Annotated in this window: 24 protein-coding genes and 1 rRNA gene; 24 read left to right on the plus strand and 1 reads right to left on the minus strand. The window is 39.6% G+C overall.

Annotation, left to right across the window (positions count from 1 at the left end; all coding sequences use genetic code 11):
- The 11 genes from rrf to rsmI form a co-directional block, all read left to right on the plus strand.
- A 5S ribosomal RNA gene (rrf, locus tag Q4550_RS25215) occupies positions 1-74 on the plus strand; the annotation flags it as partial.
- Positions 75-420: 346 nt separating this feature from the next.
- Positions 421-618 carry a sigma factor G inhibitor Gin gene (locus tag Q4550_RS21745; protein ID WP_303536016.1) on the plus strand — a complete coding sequence of 66 codons (198 nt, stop codon included), beginning with the start codon at positions 421-423 and terminating at the stop codon, positions 616-618.
- 168 nt (positions 619-786) lie between these two features.
- Positions 787-2,226 (plus strand): aminotransferase class I/II-fold pyridoxal phosphate-dependent enzyme, encoded by a 1,440-nt coding sequence (locus tag Q4550_RS21750; RefSeq protein ID WP_303536018.1) that lies wholly within the window; start codon positions 787-789, stop codon positions 2,224-2,226.
- A 4-nt stretch (positions 2,227-2,230) separates the two neighbouring features.
- Complete coding sequence (gene tmk / locus Q4550_RS21755; RefSeq protein WP_226616834.1) at positions 2,231-2,869, plus strand: dTMP kinase; 639 nt, start codon at positions 2,231-2,233, stop codon at positions 2,867-2,869.
- A gap of 38 nt (positions 2,870-2,907) precedes the next feature.
- Positions 2,908-3,237, plus strand: a complete 330-nt coding sequence (locus Q4550_RS21760) for a cyclic-di-AMP receptor (protein ID WP_048313368.1) — start codon at positions 2,908-2,910, stop codon at positions 3,235-3,237.
- A gap of 26 nt (positions 3,238-3,263) precedes the next feature.
- Positions 3,264-4,250, plus strand: coding sequence for a DNA polymerase III subunit delta' (gene holB, locus Q4550_RS21765; RefSeq protein ID WP_194222581.1), 987 nt, complete (start codon positions 3,264-3,266; stop codon positions 4,248-4,250).
- A gap of 4 nt (positions 4,251-4,254) precedes the next feature.
- Positions 4,255-5,082: a PSP1 domain-containing protein gene (locus tag Q4550_RS21770; protein ID WP_194222582.1), complete on the plus strand. Its 828-nt coding sequence runs from the start codon at positions 4,255-4,257 to the stop codon at positions 5,080-5,082.
- A gap of 16 nt (positions 5,083-5,098) precedes the next feature.
- Positions 5,099-5,443 carry a DNA replication initiation control protein YabA gene (yabA, locus tag Q4550_RS21775; protein WP_098445898.1) on the plus strand — a complete coding sequence of 115 codons (345 nt, stop codon included), beginning with the start codon at positions 5,099-5,101 and terminating at the stop codon, positions 5,441-5,443.
- Positions 5,444-5,532: 89 nt separating this feature from the next.
- Entirely contained in the window at positions 5,533-6,270 is a 738-nt protein-coding gene (locus tag Q4550_RS21780) for a tRNA1(Val) (adenine(37)-N6)-methyltransferase (protein WP_303536027.1), read from the plus strand.
- The gene (locus Q4550_RS21785; protein ID WP_303536028.1) at positions 6,257-6,559 is read left to right on the plus strand and encodes a GIY-YIG nuclease family protein; all 303 of its coding nucleotides are present in this window, start codon (positions 6,257-6,259) and stop codon (positions 6,557-6,559) included. Before Q4550_RS21780 ends, Q4550_RS21785 begins: the two co-directional genes overlap by 14 nt.
- Positions 6,519-7,388 (plus strand): 16S rRNA (cytidine(1402)-2'-O)-methyltransferase, encoded by an 870-nt coding sequence (rsmI, locus tag Q4550_RS21790; RefSeq protein WP_303536030.1) that lies wholly within the window; start codon positions 6,519-6,521, stop codon positions 7,386-7,388. Before Q4550_RS21785 ends, rsmI begins: the two co-directional genes overlap by 41 nt.
- A 51-nt stretch (positions 7,389-7,439) precedes the next feature.
- Here rsmI and Q4550_RS21795 read toward each other — a convergent pair whose 3' ends face one another.
- Positions 7,440-7,718, minus strand: a complete 279-nt coding sequence (locus Q4550_RS21795) for a transition state genes transcriptional regulator AbrB (RefSeq protein ID WP_136948810.1) — start codon at positions 7,716-7,718, stop codon at positions 7,440-7,442.
- Between the two features lie 536 nt (positions 7,719-8,254).
- On the opposite strand from Q4550_RS21795, the gene metG reads away from it, so the two are divergent.
- The 13 genes from metG to glmU all read left to right on the plus strand — a co-directional run bounded on the left by metG (position 8,255) and on the right by glmU (position 20,690).
- The gene (metG, locus tag Q4550_RS21800) at positions 8,255-10,195 is read left to right on the plus strand and encodes a methionine--tRNA ligase (RefSeq protein WP_303536033.1); all 1,941 of its coding nucleotides are present in this window, start codon (positions 8,255-8,257) and stop codon (positions 10,193-10,195) included.
- 279 nt (positions 10,196-10,474) lie between these two features.
- On the plus strand, positions 10,475-11,245 hold the full coding sequence (locus tag Q4550_RS21805) for a TatD family hydrolase (RefSeq protein WP_303536035.1): 771 nt from the start codon (positions 10,475-10,477) through the stop codon (positions 11,243-11,245).
- A 160-nt stretch (positions 11,246-11,405) separates the two neighbouring features.
- A complete protein-coding gene (locus Q4550_RS21810) occupies positions 11,406-12,692 on the plus strand; it encodes a resuscitation-promoting factor (protein ID WP_303536037.1) in 1,287 nt (428 codons plus the stop codon).
- 155 nt (positions 12,693-12,847) lie between these two features.
- A complete protein-coding gene (rnmV, locus tag Q4550_RS21815) occupies positions 12,848-13,405 on the plus strand; it encodes a ribonuclease M5 (RefSeq protein ID WP_369290141.1) in 558 nt (185 codons plus the stop codon).
- Positions 13,402-14,295: a 16S rRNA (adenine(1518)-N(6)/adenine(1519)-N(6))-dimethyltransferase RsmA gene (gene rsmA / locus Q4550_RS21820; RefSeq protein ID WP_303536040.1), complete on the plus strand. Its 894-nt coding sequence runs from the start codon at positions 13,402-13,404 to the stop codon at positions 14,293-14,295. The genes rnmV and rsmA overlap by 4 nt, the downstream gene beginning before the upstream one ends.
- Before the next feature lie 206 nt (positions 14,296-14,501).
- Positions 14,502-15,380: a sporulation peptidase YabG gene (yabG, locus tag Q4550_RS21825; protein WP_194222590.1), complete on the plus strand. Its 879-nt coding sequence runs from the start codon at positions 14,502-14,504 to the stop codon at positions 15,378-15,380.
- A gap of 291 nt (positions 15,381-15,671) precedes the next feature.
- On the plus strand, positions 15,672-15,929 hold the full coding sequence (gene veg / locus Q4550_RS21830) for a biofilm formation stimulator Veg (protein WP_098445908.1): 258 nt from the start codon (positions 15,672-15,674) through the stop codon (positions 15,927-15,929).
- A gap of 140 nt (positions 15,930-16,069) precedes the next feature.
- On the plus strand, positions 16,070-16,252 hold the full coding sequence (locus Q4550_RS21835) for a small, acid-soluble spore protein, alpha/beta type (protein WP_194222591.1): 183 nt from the start codon (positions 16,070-16,072) through the stop codon (positions 16,250-16,252).
- Between the two features lie 174 nt (positions 16,253-16,426).
- The gene (gene ispE, locus Q4550_RS21840) at positions 16,427-17,296 is read left to right on the plus strand and encodes a 4-(cytidine 5'-diphospho)-2-C-methyl-D-erythritol kinase (RefSeq protein ID WP_194222592.1); all 870 of its coding nucleotides are present in this window, start codon (positions 16,427-16,429) and stop codon (positions 17,294-17,296) included.
- 61 nt (positions 17,297-17,357) lie between these two features.
- Positions 17,358-18,212: a pur operon repressor gene (gene purR / locus Q4550_RS21845; RefSeq protein ID WP_194222593.1), complete on the plus strand. Its 855-nt coding sequence runs from the start codon at positions 17,358-17,360 to the stop codon at positions 18,210-18,212.
- Positions 18,209-18,583: a RidA family protein gene (locus Q4550_RS21850; protein ID WP_194222594.1), complete on the plus strand. Its 375-nt coding sequence runs from the start codon at positions 18,209-18,211 to the stop codon at positions 18,581-18,583. Before purR ends, Q4550_RS21850 begins: the two co-directional genes overlap by 4 nt.
- Before the next feature lie 258 nt (positions 18,584-18,841).
- Positions 18,842-19,132, plus strand: a complete 291-nt coding sequence (spoVG, locus tag Q4550_RS21855) for a septation regulator SpoVG (protein WP_098445913.1) — start codon at positions 18,842-18,844, stop codon at positions 19,130-19,132.
- A 190-nt stretch (positions 19,133-19,322) separates the two neighbouring features.
- Positions 19,323-20,690, plus strand: a complete 1,368-nt coding sequence (gene glmU, locus Q4550_RS21860; RefSeq protein WP_303536046.1) for a bifunctional UDP-N-acetylglucosamine diphosphorylase/glucosamine-1-phosphate N-acetyltransferase GlmU — start codon at positions 19,323-19,325, stop codon at positions 20,688-20,690.
- Positions 20,691-20,783 lie beyond the last annotated feature (93 nt).

A 20,783-nucleotide genomic window follows, 5' to 3' on the forward strand; every position in this document is an offset into this window, starting at 1 on the left:
ACACGGAAGTTAAGCTCTTCAGCGCCGATGGTAGTTGGGGGATCTCCCCCTGCAAGAGTAGGACGTCGCTGGGCAACATAAGAGAAGCGAGAGACCTGAGGGTTTCTCGCTTTTTTGTATGGTTTTTTTACGTTCGCGGAATTAATCTCAAATTCGCGGAATTATTATGGAAAAGCGCGGAAAAAATCCGAAATTCGCGGAAATATCTAAAATGTAGCGGAATAAAATTCGTATCTTCTTTTACCTTCTTAAGCTACAAGGATAATATACCTATGAAATTTCCTTTCTTTTTTAAAATCACTGACACGGGATAAGTTAAAGGCACATATCCATAGAAAGAAGAAAAAAATAGGCTGAAATGAAGTGAATCGGTATAGATCCACTATAATTGGGCAAAGCTTTTACCATGGAGGTGGGAAGATGGAGAAGAGAATTAGGCATAGCTTAAGTGAGTGCTGTCTTGTTTGCGAAGAACACAGTTTAAAAGGTATTCATATTTGCGACCGATTTATTTGTTATGAGTGTGAGCGAAAGGTAATTCAAACAGATACCAGTCATGAAAACTATCAATTTTATCTTGAAAAACTACGAAAACTACGACTTAGTCGATTAGCATAAGCAGATAGCTGTTTTATAGGCTATCTGCTTTTTTACGTATGAATGTGAAGCAGCAGTAAGTAGGAAAAAACGATACAGATTTGCTTGACCCTTTACTTCTCCGAAAGTCTAGATAATGATAGAATACTAGTATAAGCAATGAATCTTCGATAGATAGAAGTTGGTTTTATGAATAAAGCAGATCAAGCACCTTTATATGAAGCATTAATTATGTGGAAGGATCAGAACCCCCTCTCATTTCATGTACCAGGTCATAAAAACGGTTCGGTCTTTTCAACTTATAGAAGTGCAGATAACTCATTTAAAGAAATATTGAATATAGATGCTACAGAACTTTCGGGACTAGATGATCTTCATCATGCAGACGGTCCAATTAAGAAGGCAGAGCAGCTTACTGCTGATCTTTATGGAAGTGTTGAAAGCCGCTTTTTGGTAGGGGGATCTTCAGCTGGTAACCTCGCGATGATCATGGCATTATGTTCTGAAGGGGACATTGTTCTTGTTCAGAAGAACTGTCACAAATCAGTACTAAATGGACTTCGCTTATCGAAAGCACACCCTATTTTTCTTAATCCATCCATTGATGAGGAAAGTCAGGTCTCCACAGGTGTGTCAGTCGATCTCATCCATCGAGCGATAACAAAATATAAAAATATTAAAGCAATCGTACTGACAAACCCAAATTATTACGGAATGACGAATGATCTAAAACCGATCATTTCTTATGCTCATCAGAAAGGAATTCCGGTTCTTGTTGATGAAGCACACGGAGCACATTTTGTAAAAGAAAGGTTTTTTCCTGAAAGTGCTTTGAAACTAGGAGCAGATGTTGTTGTTCAATCAGCACATAAAACACTCCCTGCCATGACGATGGGCTCATACTTACATATAGGTGATCCGAAATATAGGAATGCAATAAACGATTATTTACAAGTCTTTCAATCAAGCAGCCCTTCATACCCGATCATGGCTTCGCTCGATTTAGCAAGACACTATATTTCTTCACTTCCTGATAAACAACTTGGTCAAATTTTAGAAGAGATTCTTCAGTTTAAGCACCGGCTGAATAAGATTCCTGGTATAAACGTTATTGGAGATGTAAGTCATGCTTATAAGCAGATTGATCCAATAAAAATAACGGTCCAGTTATCTGGCACCTCAGGATATGATTTGGCAAAAAAGCTTGAGAATGAAGGTATATTTGTTGAGCTTAGTGACCCATTAAACATTTTGCTCATTTGTCCCATAGCATTTAATGGTGAGGCTTATGAACGAACGTTACAGGCATTTGAAAGGATTGCAGTTCATAGGGATGAAGCCACATTTAGAATATCTATGAATCAGTTGAATCATGAAGAGATAACATTTCCTGCTTATTCTTTTGCGAAGTTGGAAACGATGAATACCAATACAGTTAGTATTAGAAACGCTGTTGGTTTAATTGCAGCGAAAGCCATTATCCCCTATCCCCCAGGAATTCCTATCGTTCTGCCAGGGGAGCGCATAACTTTAGGTAAGATCCAACTAGTAGAAACAGTGTTGAATGGCGGAGGACACATACAGGGGATGAATGGTGAGATGATTGAGATTGCAATAGAAGAGGAGTAGGGCATTGAAAGGATTATTTATAACATTTGAAGGACCGGATGGCGCAGGTAAGTCAACACAGGTTCAGAAACTAGCCGATTATTTAAACGAAGAAGGCATTCGTTTTATTCATACAAGAGAGCCAGGTGGTACAGCTATAAGCGATCAAATTAGATCTTTGATCCTTAATCCAGAACATGAAGAGATGGTGGATGAGACGGAAGTGCTTCTTTATGCTTCATCCCGAGCTCAGCATGTGAGAGAAAAGATTCTGCCAGCATTAAATGAAGGATATCTTGTACTATGTGATCGCTTTGTTGATGCATCAGTTGCTTATCAGGGGGTTGGCCTTGGACTAGATGTAGAAACGATAAAGGTCATCAATGAATTTGCAACAGGAGGGCTAACACCTGATCGAAGCTATATGATTGATCTTCCTGTTTCTGTTGGTAAAGAAAGAATGGCAGCAAGAAATCAACTTGATCGAATTGAACAAAAAGGAACAGCTTATCATGAAAAAGTGAGAGAAGCTTTTCTGGAATTATATAAAAATAATAATGAACGGATTCATTTGATCGATGGTGAAAATGCTGTGGATGAGATTTTTTCTTCAATAAAAAAGGATTTTACAGTGTTGTGGGATAACTATTGTAGTAATAACTAATTGACGGGTGCATGCTTGCCGCCCGGGGAGGGATATACATGAAACTAGTAATGGCTGTCGTTCAGGATAAGGATAGCAATCGGTTATCCAACGCCCTGGTCGATCATAATTTCCAGGCGACAAAGCTTGCGACTACAGGTGGGTTTTTACGTGCAGGAAATACGACATTTCTAGTAGGTACGGAAGATCATCGTGTACAAAAGCTTCTTGATATTATTAAAGACAATTGTCAGAGTAGAGAACAGATGGTGGCACCGGTCTCTCCGATGGGAGGAAATGCAGATTCTTATGTACCGTATCCTGTTGAAGTGTCAGTTGGAGGAGCAACGGTATTTGTACTTCCAGTAGAGGCCTTCCATCATTTTTAATATGCACGGTAGGATGAGTGATAGCAATGACAGATTGGAATGAATTAAAAGACCGGCAACCCACGGTTGTTAGAATGGTCATAAATAGTTTCAAGAAAGAACGTCTTTCTCATGCGTATTTATTTGACGGTGGGGCAGGAACAGGCAAAAAAGATATTGCTGTTCATATGGCGAAAACGTATTTTTGTCAGGAAAGAACGGGTATCGATCCGTGTCAAAACTGCAGAGACTGTAAAAGGATTGATTCTGGAAATCATCCCGATCTACATCTCCTAGAACCTGATGGACAATCGATTAAAATCGATCAAATTCGTAAGCTTCAGAAGGAATTCTCTTATCTTGGGGTAGAATCTCGAAAGAAAGTTTATATATTGAATCATTCAGATCGAATGACAACTCAAGCTGCTAATAGTTTACTTAAATTTCTTGAAGAGCCAGGACAAATGACGATGGCTATTCTCTTAACAGAGCAAAAGCAGCATATTCTATCCACGATTTATTCGAGGTGCCAGGTTATTACATTTCAACCCCTTTCAACAAATGGGGTGGAACAAGCCTTAGTGAATGACGGAGTAACACCACACCTTGCTAAATTAGCTGCTCAATTAACGAATGATCAGCGTGCAGCAAAGGAGTTGGCGCTTGATGAGTGGTTTGCACAGGCTAGAGCGATAGTGATACAATTGACTGAAGAGTTGAAGGAAAGACCTCATCAGGTTTTCCTAACGATCCATGACAAATGGCTAGCTCATTTTAAGGATAAAACGCAGCAGGATATGGGACTTAATCTTATGCTTTTTTGGTATAAGGATATAATGAAAATACAACTGCAGGATAATCGGATTGTCTATGCAGATCAGAAGGATAAGCTCGAACGTTATGCCCTTCAATTCGGAAGAAAGAAGATAAGTCAGCATATGATGGCGATACTTGATGCCAAAAGACGTCTGAGTGCAAACACAAACCCGCAGTTTGTGATGGAACAGCTAGTACTCAGGTTACGGGAGGGATAAGTTTGTGTATGAAGTAGTTGGCGTTCGCTTTAAGAAAGCGGGGAAGATCTATTACTTTGATCCGAGTAGCCTCCAGGTGTCCAACAAAGAATTTGTTATCGTGGAGACTGCAAGAGGGGTTGAATTTGGCAAAGTCGTATTAGCAAACAAGCAAGTTGATGAAGAGGATGTTGTACTTCCTCTCAAGAAAGTAATTCGCATAGCTGATGAAAAAGATCGCCTTGCTGTAGAAGATAATAAACACGCAGCTGAAGAAGCTTTTGAAGTGTGTGTTTCTAAAATTGAAGAGTACAAGCTTGATATGAAGCTTGTTGATGTTGAATATACATTTGATCGGAATAAGATCATCTTTTACTTTACAGCAGATGGAAGAGTAGATTTCCGCGAACTTGTGAAAGGGCTCGCATCCATCTTTAGAACAAGAATTGAACTTCGTCAGATTGGTGTCAGAGATGAAGCGAAGATGCTTGGTGGAATTGGACCATGTGGCCGAATGCTTTGTTGCTCAACATGGCTTGGCGATTTTGAACCTGTTTCGATTAAGATGGCGAAAGATCAAAATCTATCTTTAAATCCTGCTAAAATTTCTGGACTTTGCGGCAGGTTAATGTGCTGCTTGAAATATGAGAACGATGCATACGAATCCGGTAAAAAAGAGCTTCCAGACGTTGGGAAGACGATTCAAACCGGACAAGGTAAAGGAAAAGTTGTTGGGTTGAATATATTGGAACGTCTTGTTCAGGTCGAATTATTTGAACTCAACCGCGTGACAGAATATACGCTTGATGAATTGATACAAGACGGCGCAGTATCTACGCAAGCCACAGATTGATTGAGGTGGAACGGAAGTGGAGAAAAAAGAAGTTTTTTCACGTGTAAGCTCAATGGAAGAACAGATTGGTGACTTATACAAACAATTAGGCGAACTAAAAGAACATCTTGCAGGACTGCTGGAAGAAAATCACCATCTCGAAATTGAGAATCACCACTTGCGAGAGCGGTTAGAACAAACTTCCGAGCCGAAGAGTCATTCATCTGGCAAAAAGAAGCGCGGTAAACCAGAAGTTGGAGAAGGGTATGATAATCTTGCGAGATTATATCAAGAAGGTTTCCATATTTGTAATCTCCATTATGGTAGCATCCGGACAGAGGGAGATTGTCTTTTCTGCTTGTCGTTCTTAAATAAAAAGTAGTGATTTGGTCTTTCCACATCTGGAAAGACCTTTTTTACAATTATATAATTTGTTCACTAAAGAATTAAAATAGATAGGAGAAAAGCATCATGCATTTATATGATGATGAACGGATTGACTACATCATTGAAAATGAATTAAGAATTATTCAAAGCCCAACGGTATTTTCTTTTTCTCTAGATGCCGTTCTACTTGCACGATTTGCCTGGGTGCCGATAAAACGTGGTAAAATAATTGATCTTTGTACAGGTAATGGCATTATTCCACTTCTATTATCGAGAAGAAGTCAGGTTCCGATTGACGCGGTCGAAATTCAAGATCGGCTATATGATATGGGGACGAGAAGTGTGGATTTAAATGACCTTAATAATCAGCTTACCCTACATCATGGGGATATTCGGGACCTACCTGCTAGATTATTAAAGGAATCTTATGATGCAGTAACATGCAACCCACCCTATTTTCAAAGTCAGCGAAATGAACAGCGTAATCTAAATGAACACCTTACCATCGCCCGACATGAAGTTATGTGTACTCTCGAAGATGTTATTCAATCTTGCAGTCGTTTAGCGAAACAGGGTGGGAAGGTATCACTGGTTCATCGTCCTGAGAGGTTACTTGATATTGTGACGCTAATGAGAAAATACCGTGTTGAACCTAAGAGAATGCAGCTCGTTTATCCGAAAGCTGGTAAAGAAGCAAATACGCTATTAATTGAAGGAATTAAAGATGGGAAGCCTGATTTAAAAGTGTTGCCGCCGTTCATCGTTTATCAGAAAGATAATACATATAGTGACGAGATGAGAAATGTTTATGAAGAACTATAGTCATTTTGTTTATATGCTCGAATGTCGAGATGGTAGTTATTATACAGGCTATACGACGGACTTATCTCATCGATTAGCTCAACATGAATGTGGAAAAGGTGCAAAATATACGAGGGGGAGAGGTCCACTACGACTCGTTTATCAAGCAGAATATGAGACAAAAAGTAAAGCAATGCAAGAAGAATATCGAATCAAACAACTATCTCGTATTCAAAAAGAAAAGATAATAAAAGAAAAGAGGCAAGTTCATGTGGAGTCAGAAGAGTTACAAAAAGAGCGAGACAGGTAAACTTTATCTCGTACCTACCCCTATCGGAAACCTGAATGATATGACTTTCCGCGCTATTCAGACGTTAAAAGACGTAGATCTTATTGCTGCAGAAGATACAAGACAATCCAAAAAGCTAACGAATCATTTTGAAATTGAGACACGGTTGATTAGCTATCATGAACATAACAAGGAATCGAGTGGATATAAACTTCTGGAGCGATTAAGGGGAGGACAAAGTATTGCCCTTATTAGCGATGCTGGAATGCCCGCTATTTCAGATCCTGGTTATGAAATTGTGTCGGCATGTGTGGCAGAGGAAATCCCTGTTATTCCATTACCGGGTGCGAATGCAGCAATTACTGCTCTTGTGGCATCAGGTTTGCCAACACAGCATTTCTATTATTATGGTTTTTTATCTAGACAAAGGAAAGAGCGGAAAATTGAATTACAACAGCTAAAAACAATTCCTTCACCAGTTCTATTCTACGAGGCTCCTCATCGCTTAAAAGAAATGATGAAAGCGGTTCTTGAAGTTCTGGGAAACAGAGAAATTATTATAGCAAGAGAATTAACGAAAAAATATGAAGAGTTTATTAGGGGATCAGTTGAAGAGGTGCTTCGCTGGTGTGAAGAAAATGAAATCCGTGGTGAATTTTGTGTGATCGTCGAAGGTGGAATATCCGAAGAAGTGAATGAAGAGCTTTGGTGGGAAGATTTCACTTTACGAGATCATGTAGAACACTATATTAATGACGGAATGAAAAGTAAGGATGCGATCAAACAAGTGTCGCTTGATCGTGAGCTACCCAAAAGAGAAGTGTATCAGGCTTATCATGTAGAATCTTAGAGTACAAAAAAAGCTCCTGCCTATATTGGCAGGAGCTTTTCTATACGTTCATTATTTAGCAAGAGCTTTTTGGATTTCTTCCAATACTTGCTCCGCACCTTCGCGACTAAGGATTAGTTTGCCGTTACCAATGGCAAGATTGTCATCGGATACTTCACCAGTTACCTGGCAAGTCATGTTAGGCTTATACTTTTTTAGGATGATGCGCTCATCGTCAACGTAGATTTCAAGAGCGTCCTTTTCAGCAATACCAAGTGTACGGCGTAGTTCGATCGGAATAACAACACGGCCAAGCTCGTCAACTTTACGTACAATACCAGTAGATTTCATGTTTTATACTCCCCTATTCCCATTTTTTTATTAATTACGTCAGGATTCGACAAATTTCTCTATTTATGTTCTATATAATACCAGTGTTTCCCATAAGCGTCAATCCTTTTAATTGGGTAAATATTTCCTATAATAGGTTTGTTACGGGATTCGAAGTACTATATTATTACCAAAACCTGACTTCCTTAAATAAATGATTCGACAATTTTCTTGTAAATCCTTCGACATTAATTGTAAATTTGTGTAGGTTACGCGATTTAAGCTCCGCTTCCTTGCATTTCTTCCTTAAATTAGTTATATTTTGATGAAGAAGAATTGTACTTGAATGAACGAAATGACGTTACACAGCGATACGCAAACGCGGGCTGTAGTTGAGAGTTGCTAACGTTCTCGTCCTACATGGGGCGGGAGCTTTTTGTCCAGTAGCCCCCACCTCTAAACGTGAGTCAATTTTGCGTTAAGGTGGGGGATTCACTGTCCTAAAGAACAAATTAAGCTTTTCACTTTATCACTGTTTTAATCAAGGAGGAAGCAACATGGGTGACAAGACGTTTTATATTACGACACCGATCTATTATCCTAGTGGAAAGCTCCACATAGGTCATGCCTACACAACTGTAGCAGGAGATGCTATGGCACGTTACAAGCGTTTAAGAGGTTTTGATGTTCAGTATTTAACAGGAACGGATGAACATGGGCAAAAGATCCAAAAGAAAGCACACGAGCAGGGGGTTACTCCTCAGAAGTATGTTGATGACATCGTTGCTGGCATTAAAGATTTGTGGGATAAGTTAGACATTAGTTACGATGATTTTATCCGTACAACCGAAAAGCGTCACGAGGAAATTGTCGAAACGATTTTTCAAAAGATGTATGAGAAGGGTGATATCTACCTTGACCAATATGAAGGTTGGTATTGCACACAATGTGAGTCCTTCTTTACTGAACGCCAGTTAGTCGATGGGAAATGTCCCGACTGTGGACGTGAGGTGGAGAAAGTAAAGGAAGAGTCCTACTTCTTTAAAATGGGCAAGTATTCCGATCGTCTATTGAAGTTTTATGAAGACAATCCCGAGTTTATCCAGCCGGAATCTCGAAAAAATGAAATGATCAATAACTTTATCAAGCCTGGTCTTGAGGATCTTGCGGTATCAAGAACTTCTTTTGACTGGGGTGTTAAAGTTCCTGGAGATCCGAAACATGTCATTTATGTTTGGATCGATGCATTGTCCAATTACATCACCTCCCTTGGGTATGGCACTGAAAATGATGAGCTTTATAATAAGTTCTGGCCAGCGGATGTGCATCTTGTTGGGAAAGAAATCGTTCGTTTCCATACGATTTACTGGCCAATTATGCTGATGTCACTAGACCTGCCGTTACCAAAGAAAGTCTTTGCTCATGGTTGGTTGTTAATGAAAGATGGAAAAATGTCTAAATCCAAAGGTAATGTGGTTGACCCAGTTACCTTAATTGATCGCTATGGCCTTGATGCTTTACGTTATTATTTATTGCGTGAAGTACCGTTCGGTTCAGATGGCGTCTTTACACCTGAGAGCTTTGTGGAGCGAATCAATCATGATTTGGCGAACGATCTCGGCAACCTGTTAAATCGAACAGTAGCGATGATCGCTAAGTACTTCGACGGTGAAGTACCTGTTTATGAAGGATCGGTCACAGATTTTGATGATACTCTTGTAGAGATGGTAGATTCAACAATTTCTAAAGTAGAGACCTCTCTTGAAAACATGGAGTTTTCAGTTGCCCTTGCTTCGATTTGGCAGCTCATTAGTCGAACGAACAAGTACATTGATGAAACAGAACCATGGATTCTTGCTAAAGAAGAAACTCATAAAGACAAGCTTGGTGCTGTAATGGTTCACCTCGCTGAATCACTGAGACAAGTGGGTATTCTATTGCAGCCTTTCCTTACGCAAACGCCTAAAAAGATCTGGTCACAGCTAGGTATTGAAGAAGGCGAGAAAACAAGCTGGGAATCATTAGGATTCAAAAAAGGATTCGGTGGTACAACGGTTCAAAAAGATGCTCCGCTTTTCCCAAGACTTGACCGTGAAGAAGAGGTTGCATATATAGTTGAACAAATGGATGGCAATGTCGTAAAGGAAGCACCGCCAATTGAAAAACCAGATTTAGATGAGATTTCAATTGATGACTTTACAAAAGTTGATTTAAGAGTCGCCCAAGTACTTGAAGTAGAGCCGGTGAAAAAAGCCAATAAGTTATTGAAATTAAAATTAGATCTTGGTTATGAAACGAGACAAGTTGTTTCAGGAATTGCAAAACATTATAAACCAGAGGAACTCATCGGCAAAAAAGTTGTTTGTGTTTCCAATCTTAAGCCAGTAAAGCTTAGAGGAGAATTATCTGAAGGTATGATTCTAGCAGGTGAGCATGACGGCGAGCTGAAATTGTCGACTATTGCTGAAAGCTTGCCAAATGGAACACAAATCAAATAATGACTCATGACTCGGTCTTAAAATAGACCGGGTCTTTTTTACTTTCTAATTCACAATAAATCCCTGCCATTTACTTTGCTATTTGTGACTAAACTTCCATTTTGAGTTGCAAGATAAGTATATAAAAAAGAACCAAAACACCTTAATATACAGAATATTCTAACTTATTTTGTGAGCATTGTAAACAAAATGTAATTAAAATGAAACTGTTTAGACTTAGAAAATAACTAGGACATTTGGTACACTAGCATCGTACTAGAGCGGAGAAGGAGTTTTGACATGTTATTCGACACACATACGCATTTGAATGTTGAACAATTTTCCGAAGATCAAAAAGAAGTAATTGAGCGTGCCCAGGCAGCGGGAGTAAGCAAGATGGTTGTTGTTGGTTTTGATCGTGAAACGATAACACATGCTATGGAACTTGTTGAACAGTATGATTTTCTTTATGCCGCCGTAGGTTGGCATCCTGTTGATGCGATTGATATGAAAGAAGAGGACCTTGAGTGGATTGAAGAACTTGCTGGTCATCCAAAAGTAGTAGCAATCGGTGAAATGGGACTTGATTATCATTGGGACAAATCACCTCATGACATACAAAAAGATGTTTTTCGTAAGCAAATTCAACTTGCGAAAAAAGTGAAATTACCGATCATCATACATAATCGTGAAGCTACGCGAGATGTCATTGATGTATTGAAAGAAGAAAATGCAGCTGAGGTAGGTGGCATCATGCACTGTTTCGCTGGAACTGTAGAAGAGGCTAATGAGTGCCTTGATATGAATTTCTACATTTCTCTAGGTGGACCAGTAACGTTTAAGAACGCTAAACTACCAAAAGAAGTAGCGAAAGAAATACCAATTGATCGTTTGCTAATTGAAACGGACTGTCCTTTTCTAGCACCACACCCAAACCGCGGGAAGCGAAATGAACCTTCATATGTGAAGCTCATCGCTGAACAAATTGCGGATTTGAAAGAAATGGATTATGAAGAATTAGCAAGAAGAACATCCGAAAATGCTATGACATTATTCGGTATTAGTCGCTAATAAAAAAGACCGTTGTCGTTGAAAAGAAATGATAGGATGCTTTTAAAAATAACTTCTCCCATCATACAAGATCAAAGTAGATGCCTTTTCTACTAAACTAGCAATTGGGGATAAGTAAGAAGCTTTTCTTTTTGAAACACAGTCGGTTCAGGGGGTAACTATGACAATGAAATCGAACATGGAAAACTTTTTTGCTCGCGTTAAGGGTGGAAAGAACGTATTCATGATTTGTTTAAGTGTAATTGTACTAGGTTTAGTCTCCGGCTTTATCGTGTTTGAAACTACAAAAGCTTCGGTCACGCTTGTCCTTGATGGGGAAGAGAAGCCAGTAGATACACATGCAGATACAGTTGCGGAGTTATTAAAGGATGAAGAATTGAATCCTGGTTCTCATGATTATTTAAGTCACGATTTATCAGCCAAGGTTGAGGCTGGAGATGTGATTGAATGGAAACCGGCTTTTCAAGTAACGCTATCGATTAATGGGGATAACCAACAAGTTTGGTCCACCAAAGATACAGTGAAAGGGTTTCTTGAAGATCAAAACATGGAGCTCGGTAAGCATGATCAAATGTCTGTATCACTCGATGATGAATTGAAAGAAAATATGACGATTGCCGTTGATGAAGCTTTCAAAGTTGCGGTAAACGACGGTGGGAAACAAAAAGAGATTTGGACAACTTCGACTACGGTCGCTGGCTTTTTAGAACAGCAGAATATACAACTTGGAGAACTTGATCGCGTAGAACCCAAAAAAGAAGAGGACGTTACAGCGAACTCGGAAATCAACGTGATTCGAGTGGAAAAGGTCACCGATGTAGTGGAAGAGACGATTGACTATGCAACGATTAAGAAGAATGATAGTTCAATTCAAAAAGGTAAAGAAACAGTCCTAGAAGACGGACAAGAAGGCAAGCGGGAGAAACATTACGAAGTTGTTTTAGAAAATGGTAAAGAGGTTTCCCGTGAGCTTAAGAAAACCGATGTAGTGAAGGAAAGCAGTGACAAAATCGTTGCTGTTGGTACCCAGGTTATTACACAAACAGCTGTGAAAACTAGCAGTGCCCCTTCAACTCAATCTAAATCAACAAAGACAGCTAGTAAGCCTGCTACAAAAACTTCAAAATCACCATCTAAACCTGAAAGTAAGTCGTCAGGGAAGGTAATGAACGTATCGACGACAGCTTATACGGCAAATTGTGCTGGCTGTTCAGGTATCACATCTACGGGCTTTAACTTAAAATCTAATCCTGATGCGAAAATCATTGCGGTTGATCCTAGTGTGATTCCACTCGGCTCAAAAGTTCACGTAGAAGGATATGGAACGGCTATTGCGGCTGATACGGGTGGTGCGATTAAAGGTAACAAGATTGATGTGTTTTTCTCTTCGAAGTCTGCAGCTTACGCATGGGGAAACAAGACTGTTCAAATTACAATTCTCGATTAGTGATCGAGATATGGTATGCTAATAACACAGAGTGGGGAAAGTCTCTCTCTGTGTTTTTTGTATGATAAAGAAAAGATTTATGAGAGAAACTATAAAAATTCACGTGTAGTTATAATAACAGGGTAGAATCGGTTATGTATTATGGAGGAAACAGAGTGAAAGTAAAAGAAATTATTATCGTAGAAGGCAAAAACGATACATTGGCTGTGAAACGAGCGCTTGATGCGGATACGCTAGAAACGAATGGATCTGAGGTTAGCGAAGAGACGCTTAGACGTATTGAGCTTGCTTGGAAGAGACGAGGCGTAATTGTTTTTACAGATCCAGATTATCCTGGTACAAGAATTCGTCAGATCATTAGTGACCGACTGCCTTCTTGTAAACACGCCTTTCTAAATAAAAAACGTGCCATCTCATCTAATGGAAAGAAAGTTGGAATTGAACATGCCTCTATTCAGGATATTCAAGAAGCCATTCTTTCAGTAAGAGAAGAGATAGAAGCTCCAGATGTTTTGATTGAATGGGAGGATCTTATCGCTGCTGGTCTGGTTGTAGGCGATCGTTCTAAGGAGAGAAGAAAAGCTTTAGGAGATCGGTTGCAAATGGGCTATATGAATGGAAAGCAGCTTTTCAAACGGCTACAAATATTTCAAATTTCAAGAGAAGAGTTTAGTCAGGCTTTGGAAGAAGTGTTACAGGAGGAAGAGAAATGAATAAAGAAATATCAACCCCTTTTAGAACAAAAGAAATTTTATCTAAACATGGTTTTACTTTTAAGAAAAGTCTTGGACAGAACTTTTTAATTGATTCGAATGTCCTAACAAAAATTGTAGACCAGGCTAAGTTATCACCGAATTCTGGCGCTATCGAGATTGGGCCTGGTATTGGAGCCTTAACAGAGAAACTAGCAAAACAAGCTAAAAAGGTCGTGGCATTTGAGATTGATCAGCGTCTACTCCCTATTCTAGAAGACACTCTTTCTCCTTATCCACACGTTCATATACGTCATAGTGATGTGTTAGAAGCAGATGTTCGTCAAGTGATTGAAGAAGAGTTTGAAGAGGGTCAGGATTTGATGGTAGTAGCGAATCTTCCTTACTATGTGACGACGCCTATTCTCATGAAGTTATTGGAAGAAAAATTACCAGTCCGTGGGATCGTTGTCATGATTCAAAAAGAAGTAGCAGAGCGTATTGCTGCAAAGCCTGGTTCTAAGGAATACGGCTCATTATCACTTGCAGTGCAATACCATGCAGTGGCTAAAACGGCTCTCACAGTACCAAAAACCGTTTTTGTACCAAAGCCCAATGTAGATTCATCCGTTCTTCACTTGGAGCTGCGTCAGGAGCCTCCTGTCGATCTTTTGAATGAAGCCTATTTCTTTGAAGTGATTCGAGCAAGCTTCGGTCAACGTAGAAAGACCTTATTGAACAATCTGCAAAATAATCTTTTAAGTAAAGAGCAAAAGCCAATGATTGAGGAAGTATTACAAGAGACAGGGATTGATGGAACACGTCGGGGCGAAACGCTCTCAATGGAAGAATTCGCGGCGTTGAGTAATGCTTTTTATAGCAGAAAAGATGAAACTAAAAGAACACCTTGATGGTGGAGCACCTCGAAAGTTAGAGTTAAAAACTAACTTCCGGGGTGTTTTTTTTTAGTTGTCATGATTCGAACATCTTCCTAATAATCAGTGAAGGTAAACCAAGTTCTCATTTCTATATAAATCATCTTTTCTTAAAGTTCTCATATAGTAGGTAAAGGAGATGCTGTTTAGTCTTTCAGGTCAAGCGGTGTGGAGGGAAGATAATGACGATGAAAGAAGGAGATATCGTTGCCAGGCGTTCATATGGCTGTGACTTAATCTTTCGAGTGACAAGGATGAATGAGTCAAGTAAGTCAGCGGAGCTCGTGGGCGAGGATATGAGGCTAATCGCAGATGCCCCGTTTGACGATCTAGTGGTAATTGACTCCAATGAACACAAAATGAGACGGGAGCAGTCCAAAGAGAAAGAAGACTATTCCTTTCGTTTGTTTCGACAAGACTATCAACTGTTGCGAATGAAGCGAGAATATTCGGCAACTAGTCATTTCAAGAAAGAAACAAGTTTTTTTGAACTCCCGGGAAAAATTCTTCATATTGACGGGGATCCACTATACCTTAGTAAATGTTTGGAAATGTATAAGCGTCTTGGCGTCCCGGTTTATGGGCTATATATGAAGGAGAGCGAAATACCGGAGAATATTATCAAATTAGTTAACAATGTTAGACCAGATATTTTGGTTATCACAGGGCATGATGCGTATACAAAACATAAAGGCGAGAAAAAGGATCTTCAATCGTATCGAAATTCACGGTACTTTGTTCGAGCTGTAAAAGAAGTGAGAAGTGTTTTTCCGAATCTTGATCACCTTGTTATTTTTGCTGGAGCGTGTCAGTCTCATTTTGAGTCACTCATTCGTGCAGGGGCTAATTTTGCAAGCTCTCCAGCTCGAATTAACATTCACATGCTTGATCCAGTTTTTATCGTATCCAAAATTGCACTCACATCTTTTACTGATCACGTTAATGTTTGGGACGCTCTTAGAAACACGTTGACTGGTGAAGATGGACTTGGTGGAGTAGAAACTAGAGGAATTCTACGTACAGGTATGCCTATGAAGGACCAGGAGGATTATTCAGAGTAAGCGAGCGGGTGGAATACATATCCATCCGTTCGCTTTTTTATGTCAGTTTTAATAAAAAAATATGCTTGTTGAAAGGGACTAGAATAGAGAAATGTTCTTTTGCGAAACATGAGATAACCAGCATATTTCAATGAGTATACATATTTTTCGACAAATTAAGAAACAATAAAAATACACATCATCAGTAAATAACAATTGACATTGTTTTTGCTTCGTTGTTATAATTTAAGTTTTATTTGACAAGATGGTGCAAAAGATGTTATAATTTGTCTAAGTGAGGTGGAGGTTCCGATGGCAAAAACGATTATTGAGATCAAACAAACGTTACAATCTCAGGTTGGCAAACGGTTGACCTTAAAGGCAAACGGAGGTCGCAGAAAGACAATTCAACGTTCAGGCATCCTTGAAGAAACCTACCCGGCAGTGTTCATTGTTAAGCTGGATCAGGACACGAACGCATTTGAGCGTGTGTCATACAGCTACACAGATATTCTAACAGATACAGTACAAATTACATTTAATGAAGAACAAGCGGCAGTAAGCGGTTAAGGCAAATGGTCTAACTGCTTTTTTGCTTTATTTGGGAATAAATAATTTTTCTCCTTCTTTTGGTTACATATTTGCAGTATAGCGATGGCTTTCGATCCTCACACTAAGAGTGTTACAGGATAGAAAGGAGCTTGATTCGCATGGCAAGACGTAAAGGGATTATGTCTGATCAATTGAAAGAAGAAATTGCGAAAGAGCTTGGTTTTTATGATACGGTTCAGAAAGAAGGTTGGGGAGGAATAAAAGCTCGCGATGCAGGTAACATCGTGAAGCGTGCTATTCAACTAGCTGAGGAGCAACTTGCAAACCAACCAAAACACTGAACCCTGTGACGATTGAACTCTGACTAATAGTCAGGGTTCTTTTTTTGTTGCAGAGAAGTTAAACTCTTCCGTGGTTGCATCCTATTCCGTTTCTTTCTTTTAGGCTTGTTGTGTTACAATAATTCACAGTAAGTTAAAATGTCGAACGGTAGGACGAAAATGTAGGTGAACGAGATGAAAAGAAAACTGAGTGTGAAAGCACCGGCGAAAATAAATTTAGCACTCGATGTGCTTCATAAACGACCTGATGGCTTTCATGAAGTAGAAATGGTTATGACGAATGTCGATCTTGCAGATCGACTTGAGTTAACGGAATTGAGACGAAATGAAATCGTTATTGAATCAACAAGCGGTTTTGTCCCAGACGATCAAAGGAATTTAGCTTTTCAAGCTGCAGCATTATTAAAGAAAAAGTTCAATATTCGGCAGGGTTTATCGATCAAGATTGATAAGCAAATTCCAGTTGCTGCTGGTCTTGCTGGAGGAAGCAGTGATGCTGCCGCGGCATTACGAGGACTTAATGAGCTTTGGCAATTAGGTTTAACTTATGATGAGCTTGCTAATATTGGTTCTGAGATAGGGTCAGACGTTGCGTTTTGTGTATATGGTGGCACTGCCCTTGCAAAAGGACGTGGAGAAATTATTCAGCCAATGGATGCACCACCTCCTTGTTGGGTGATTCTTGCTAAGCCTTCTATTGGGGTATCGACAGCAGATGTATATCGACGCCTTAGAACAGCAGAGATGAACCATCCAGACGTAAGAGGAATGATGCAAGCAATAGAGGAAAAAAATTATGAAGCGATATGTCAGCGCCTTGGTAATGTTCTCGAGGATGTTACATTGAAACTTCATCCTGAAGTACGTCAAATTAAAGAAAAGATGGAAAGCCTCGGAGCAGACGGTGTGCTAATGAGTGGCAGTGGGCCAACCGTCTTTGGTCTTACGCGACATGAATCGCGCATGCAACGAATTTATAACGGTTTAAGAGGTTTCTGTGGTCAAGTTTATGCGGTACGTCTATTAGGTGAGAAGAACCCTTGAATAAATCCGTACATTAGTGATATATTATGATTAATTATTCGGATTTTTTGGAGGTTCTTCTATGAAGATGAAACGAAGTTCTCGGCTAGTGGATATGACAAGGTATTTATTAGAGCATCCACACCGGTTAGTTTCACTAACTTATTTCTCAGAGCGATATGGGGCGGCTAAATCATCTATAAGTGAGGATTTAGTCATCATTAAAGAGAATTTTGAACAACAGGGTGTTGGATCATTATTAACCGTTCCAGGTGCAGCTGGAGGCGTAAGATACATGCCCCTTATTAGTGAAGAAGAAGCAGATCGTGTCGTTGGCGAACTATGCGATTTTCTAGAAAGTCCTGATCGTCTTCTTCCGGGTGGTTATTTGTATTTAACAGATATCCTCGGTAATCCGGAAATTATGAATCAGGTTGGCCGCTTATTTGCGTCTGTTTTTGCTGATCGTAAAATTGATTGTGTGATGACTGTTGCTACGAAAGGAATCCCCCTTGCGTATGCTGCTGCAAGTCATCTTAACGTTCCGGTTGTCATTGTTAGACGCGATAGCAAGGTCACTGAAGGCTCAACAGTAAGTATTAACTATGTATCAGGATCGTCAAAACGAATTCAAACAATGGCGCTTGCTCGTCGAAGTTTGAAACCAGGAGCGAACGTTTTGATTGTAGATGATTTCATGAAGGCTGGTGGAACAATTCAAGGAATGGTTAATTTGCTTGAAGAATTTCAAGCAGACGTTGCTGGAATTGGAGTGCTTGTTGAGGCTGAGGGTGAAGGCGAAGAACGACTAGTTGAAGAGTACGTATCTATGATGAACCTTGGTGGAGTCGATATGAAAGAGCGATCGATTCAGGTTGCGCCAGGGAATTACAAGAAATTTCTTACGCCATTAACAGAAGGAGTGGAGAACGAATGAAGACAGTCTATACGAAATCAGCACCAGAAGCGATTGGCCCCTATTCACAAGGAATGATCGTGAACAACATCTTTTATAGCTCTGGCCAAATTCCGCTTAAAGCAGATGGAACGCTCATTGATGGAGCGATAGAAGACCAGACTCATCAAGTATTTCAAAATGTGAAAGCTGTTCTAGAAGCTGCCGGATCTTCACTCGAGAATGTCGTAAAAACTACAGTTTATATTAAAGACATGAACCAGTTTAGCGCGATCAATGAAATCTATGGTGAATATTTCAATGCACATAAACCCGCAAGATCTTGTGTTGAAGTTGCGCGTCTTCCAAAAGATGCCCTTATCGAAATAGAAGTAATTGCCCTAGTAGGCTAATCAATTGAACCCACTCATCCGCTGAGTGGGTTTTTTATTTATGAAACTTTTATCTGACTTATTTAAGTTCTTGGAGTGAATGTCACTAAGGTGATTAATTTAGCTTGTTTCAATCGATTTTTTATTCTGGAATAGAATCTTAGGATGAAAGCAACTAAATTTTTATAACATTTTTTATATTTAGAAGAAGGAATTAATAACTAGAAGTTGAATAGTGCATATATGCTCTAATTAATGGAAAAAGGTGGTGCACTCAAGTTGGAAATTACAGATGTTCGCCTACGTCGTGTGAATACGGAAGGACGCATGCGCGCAATCGCTTCCATCACAATGGATCATGAATTCGTCGTTCATGATATTCGCGTCATTGATGGGAATAACGGCATGTTTGTAGCGATGCCAAGCAAAAGAACTCCAGATGGAGAGTTTCGCGATATCGCTCATCCAATTTCCTCGAATACAAGGGAAAAGATTCAAACAGCTGTGTTAGCTGAATATCACCGTGTTGGTGAAATGGAAGCTGCTTATGAGGAAGCTGGAGCTTCCTAATCGTAAAAGTCTGGTCAACTGACCGGGCTTTTTTATTTGACCAAAAATTTCGCTTCATTTAGAAAAAAGTCATAGACCTTTCTTTTCCAACTTTTTATATGCTGAGGATTTAGGGAACTTCCTTGAAAATGAGGGGTTTTTGAGATATAGTCAAAGTGGAAAAATAGGATACAATGGAGGAACCATATACATGAATAGATTTGCAGTTGTGCTAGCAGCAGGTCAGGGAACACGGATGAAATCAAAGCTTTATAAAGTGCTTCACCCCGTTTGTGGGAAGCCTATGGTAGAGCATGTTGTTGATCAACTTGATGAACTTAAGCTCCAAAACATTGTAACTGTCGTCGGTCACGGCGCTGAAAAGGTTCGTGACCAGCTTGGTAGTCGAGTGAATTATGTCCTCCAGGAAGAACAGCTTGGTACAGCGCATGCTGTGATGAAGACTCAAGACACCCTATCCGATAAGGATGGCGTCACCCTTGTCGTATGTGGAGATACCCCTTTAATTACGAAAGAAACAATGGATGCGCTATTGACTTATCATGAAGATCAGGGTGCAAAAGCTACGATTCTAACAGCAGATGCGGATAATCCATTTGGATACGGTCGAATTATCCGTGATGAGAATGGAAGTGTTCAACGAATTGTCGAACAGAAAGACGCAAGTGAAGCTGAGCAGAAAGTAACGGAAATTAACACAGGTACATACTGTTTTGATAACAAAACCCTTTTTGAGACGCTTCAGCTCGTTAAGAATGAAAATGCTCAGGGAGAGTATTATCTTCCAGACGTTGTTGAAATTCTTCAAAAGCAAGGTGAGATCGTAAGCGCCTATCAAACAGCAGATTTTGATGAAACAATGGGCGTAAATGATCGAGTCGCGCTTTCAAAAGCTGAAATTGCGATGAAAAAACGAATTAATGAGAAACATATGCGTAATGGCGTTACGTTAATTGATCCCAATCAAACATATATTTCTTCAGAAGCAGTGATTGGTCAAGATACTGTTATCTATCCAGGAACCACTATAACTGGCAGAACTACTATTGGTAATGAAGCTAAGATCGGCCCTAACTCTGAAATTAAGGATAGTAAAGTTGGAGATAAGAGCGTTGTGAAACAATCGGTTATTCATGATAGCGAAGTAGGAAATGCTGTCAATATTGGTCCTTTCGCACACGTTCGTCCAGCTTCACAAATTGGAAACGAAGTGAAGATTGGAAACTTCGTTGAAGTAAAGAAATCCGTTATGGGTGATAGTAGCAAAGCTTCCCACTTAAGCTATGTTGGCGACGCTGAAATTGGTAAAGATGTGAATCTTGGTTGTGGTTCTATTACAGTAAATTATGATGGTAAGAAAAAGTACTTAACAAAAGTTGAAGATGGCGCGTTCATTGGATGTAATGTGAATTTGATTGCCCCTGTAACGGTAGGTAAAGGTGCAACAGTTGCTGCTGGATCGACGATCACAGATGATGTTCCTGAACAGGCGCTATCAATTGCTCGTTCTCGTCAGACGAATAAAGAAGACTACGCAACGAAAAAGAAGGATAGTTAATTTTAAGAAGATAAGAAAGCTTGAACTCTTGGTGTCTTACTCCAATGCATAATCGTTTTGGATTGATTAAGACGCTCGCGCTTTTCTTACTAA

It is taken from the genome of Anaerobacillus sp. 1_MG-2023 (assembly GCF_030547345.1).
Classification (GTDB): Bacteria; Bacillota; Bacilli; order Bacillales; family Guptibacillaceae; genus Guptibacillus; species Guptibacillus hwajinpoensis_B.

Coding starts and splice junctions, on each gene's coding strand:
- Q4550_RS21745 (WP_303536016.1), top strand. CDS start 421: ATGGAGAAGAGAATTAGGCATAGCTTAAGTGAGTGCTGTCTTGTTTGC.
- Q4550_RS21750 (WP_303536018.1), top strand. CDS start 787: ATGAATAAAGCAGATCAAGCACCTTTATATGAAGCATTAATTATGTGG.
- Q4550_RS21760 (WP_048313368.1), top strand. CDS start 2,908: ATGAAACTAGTAATGGCTGTCGTTCAGGATAAGGATAGCAATCGGTTA.
- holB (WP_194222581.1), top strand. CDS start 3,264: ATGACAGATTGGAATGAATTAAAAGACCGGCAACCCACGGTTGTTAGA.
- Q4550_RS21780 (WP_303536027.1), top strand. CDS start 5,533: ATGCATTTATATGATGATGAACGGATTGACTACATCATTGAAAATGAA.
- Q4550_RS21785 (WP_303536028.1), top strand. CDS start 6,257: ATGAAGAACTATAGTCATTTTGTTTATATGCTCGAATGTCGAGATGGT.
- rsmI (WP_303536030.1), top strand. CDS start 6,519: ATGTGGAGTCAGAAGAGTTACAAAAAGAGCGAGACAGGTAAACTTTAT.
- Q4550_RS21795 (WP_136948810.1), bottom strand. CDS start 7,718: ATGAAATCTACTGGTATTGTACGTAAAGTTGACGAGCTTGGCCGTGTT.
- metG (WP_303536033.1), top strand. CDS start 8,255: ATGGGTGACAAGACGTTTTATATTACGACACCGATCTATTATCCTAGT.
- Q4550_RS21805 (WP_303536035.1), top strand. CDS start 10,475: ATGTTATTCGACACACATACGCATTTGAATGTTGAACAATTTTCCGAA.
- Q4550_RS21810 (WP_303536037.1), top strand. CDS start 11,406: ATGACAATGAAATCGAACATGGAAAACTTTTTTGCTCGCGTTAAGGGT.
- rsmA (WP_303536040.1), top strand. CDS start 13,402: ATGAATAAAGAAATATCAACCCCTTTTAGAACAAAAGAAATTTTATCT.
- yabG (WP_194222590.1), top strand. CDS start 14,502: ATGACGATGAAAGAAGGAGATATCGTTGCCAGGCGTTCATATGGCTGT.
- veg (WP_098445908.1), top strand. CDS start 15,672: ATGGCAAAAACGATTATTGAGATCAAACAAACGTTACAATCTCAGGTT.
- Q4550_RS21835 (WP_194222591.1), top strand. CDS start 16,070: ATGGCAAGACGTAAAGGGATTATGTCTGATCAATTGAAAGAAGAAATT.
- ispE (WP_194222592.1), top strand. CDS start 16,427: ATGAAAAGAAAACTGAGTGTGAAAGCACCGGCGAAAATAAATTTAGCA.
- purR (WP_194222593.1), top strand. CDS start 17,358: ATGAAGATGAAACGAAGTTCTCGGCTAGTGGATATGACAAGGTATTTA.
- Q4550_RS21850 (WP_194222594.1), top strand. CDS start 18,209: ATGAAGACAGTCTATACGAAATCAGCACCAGAAGCGATTGGCCCCTAT.
- glmU (WP_303536046.1), top strand. CDS start 19,323: ATGAATAGATTTGCAGTTGTGCTAGCAGCAGGTCAGGGAACACGGATG.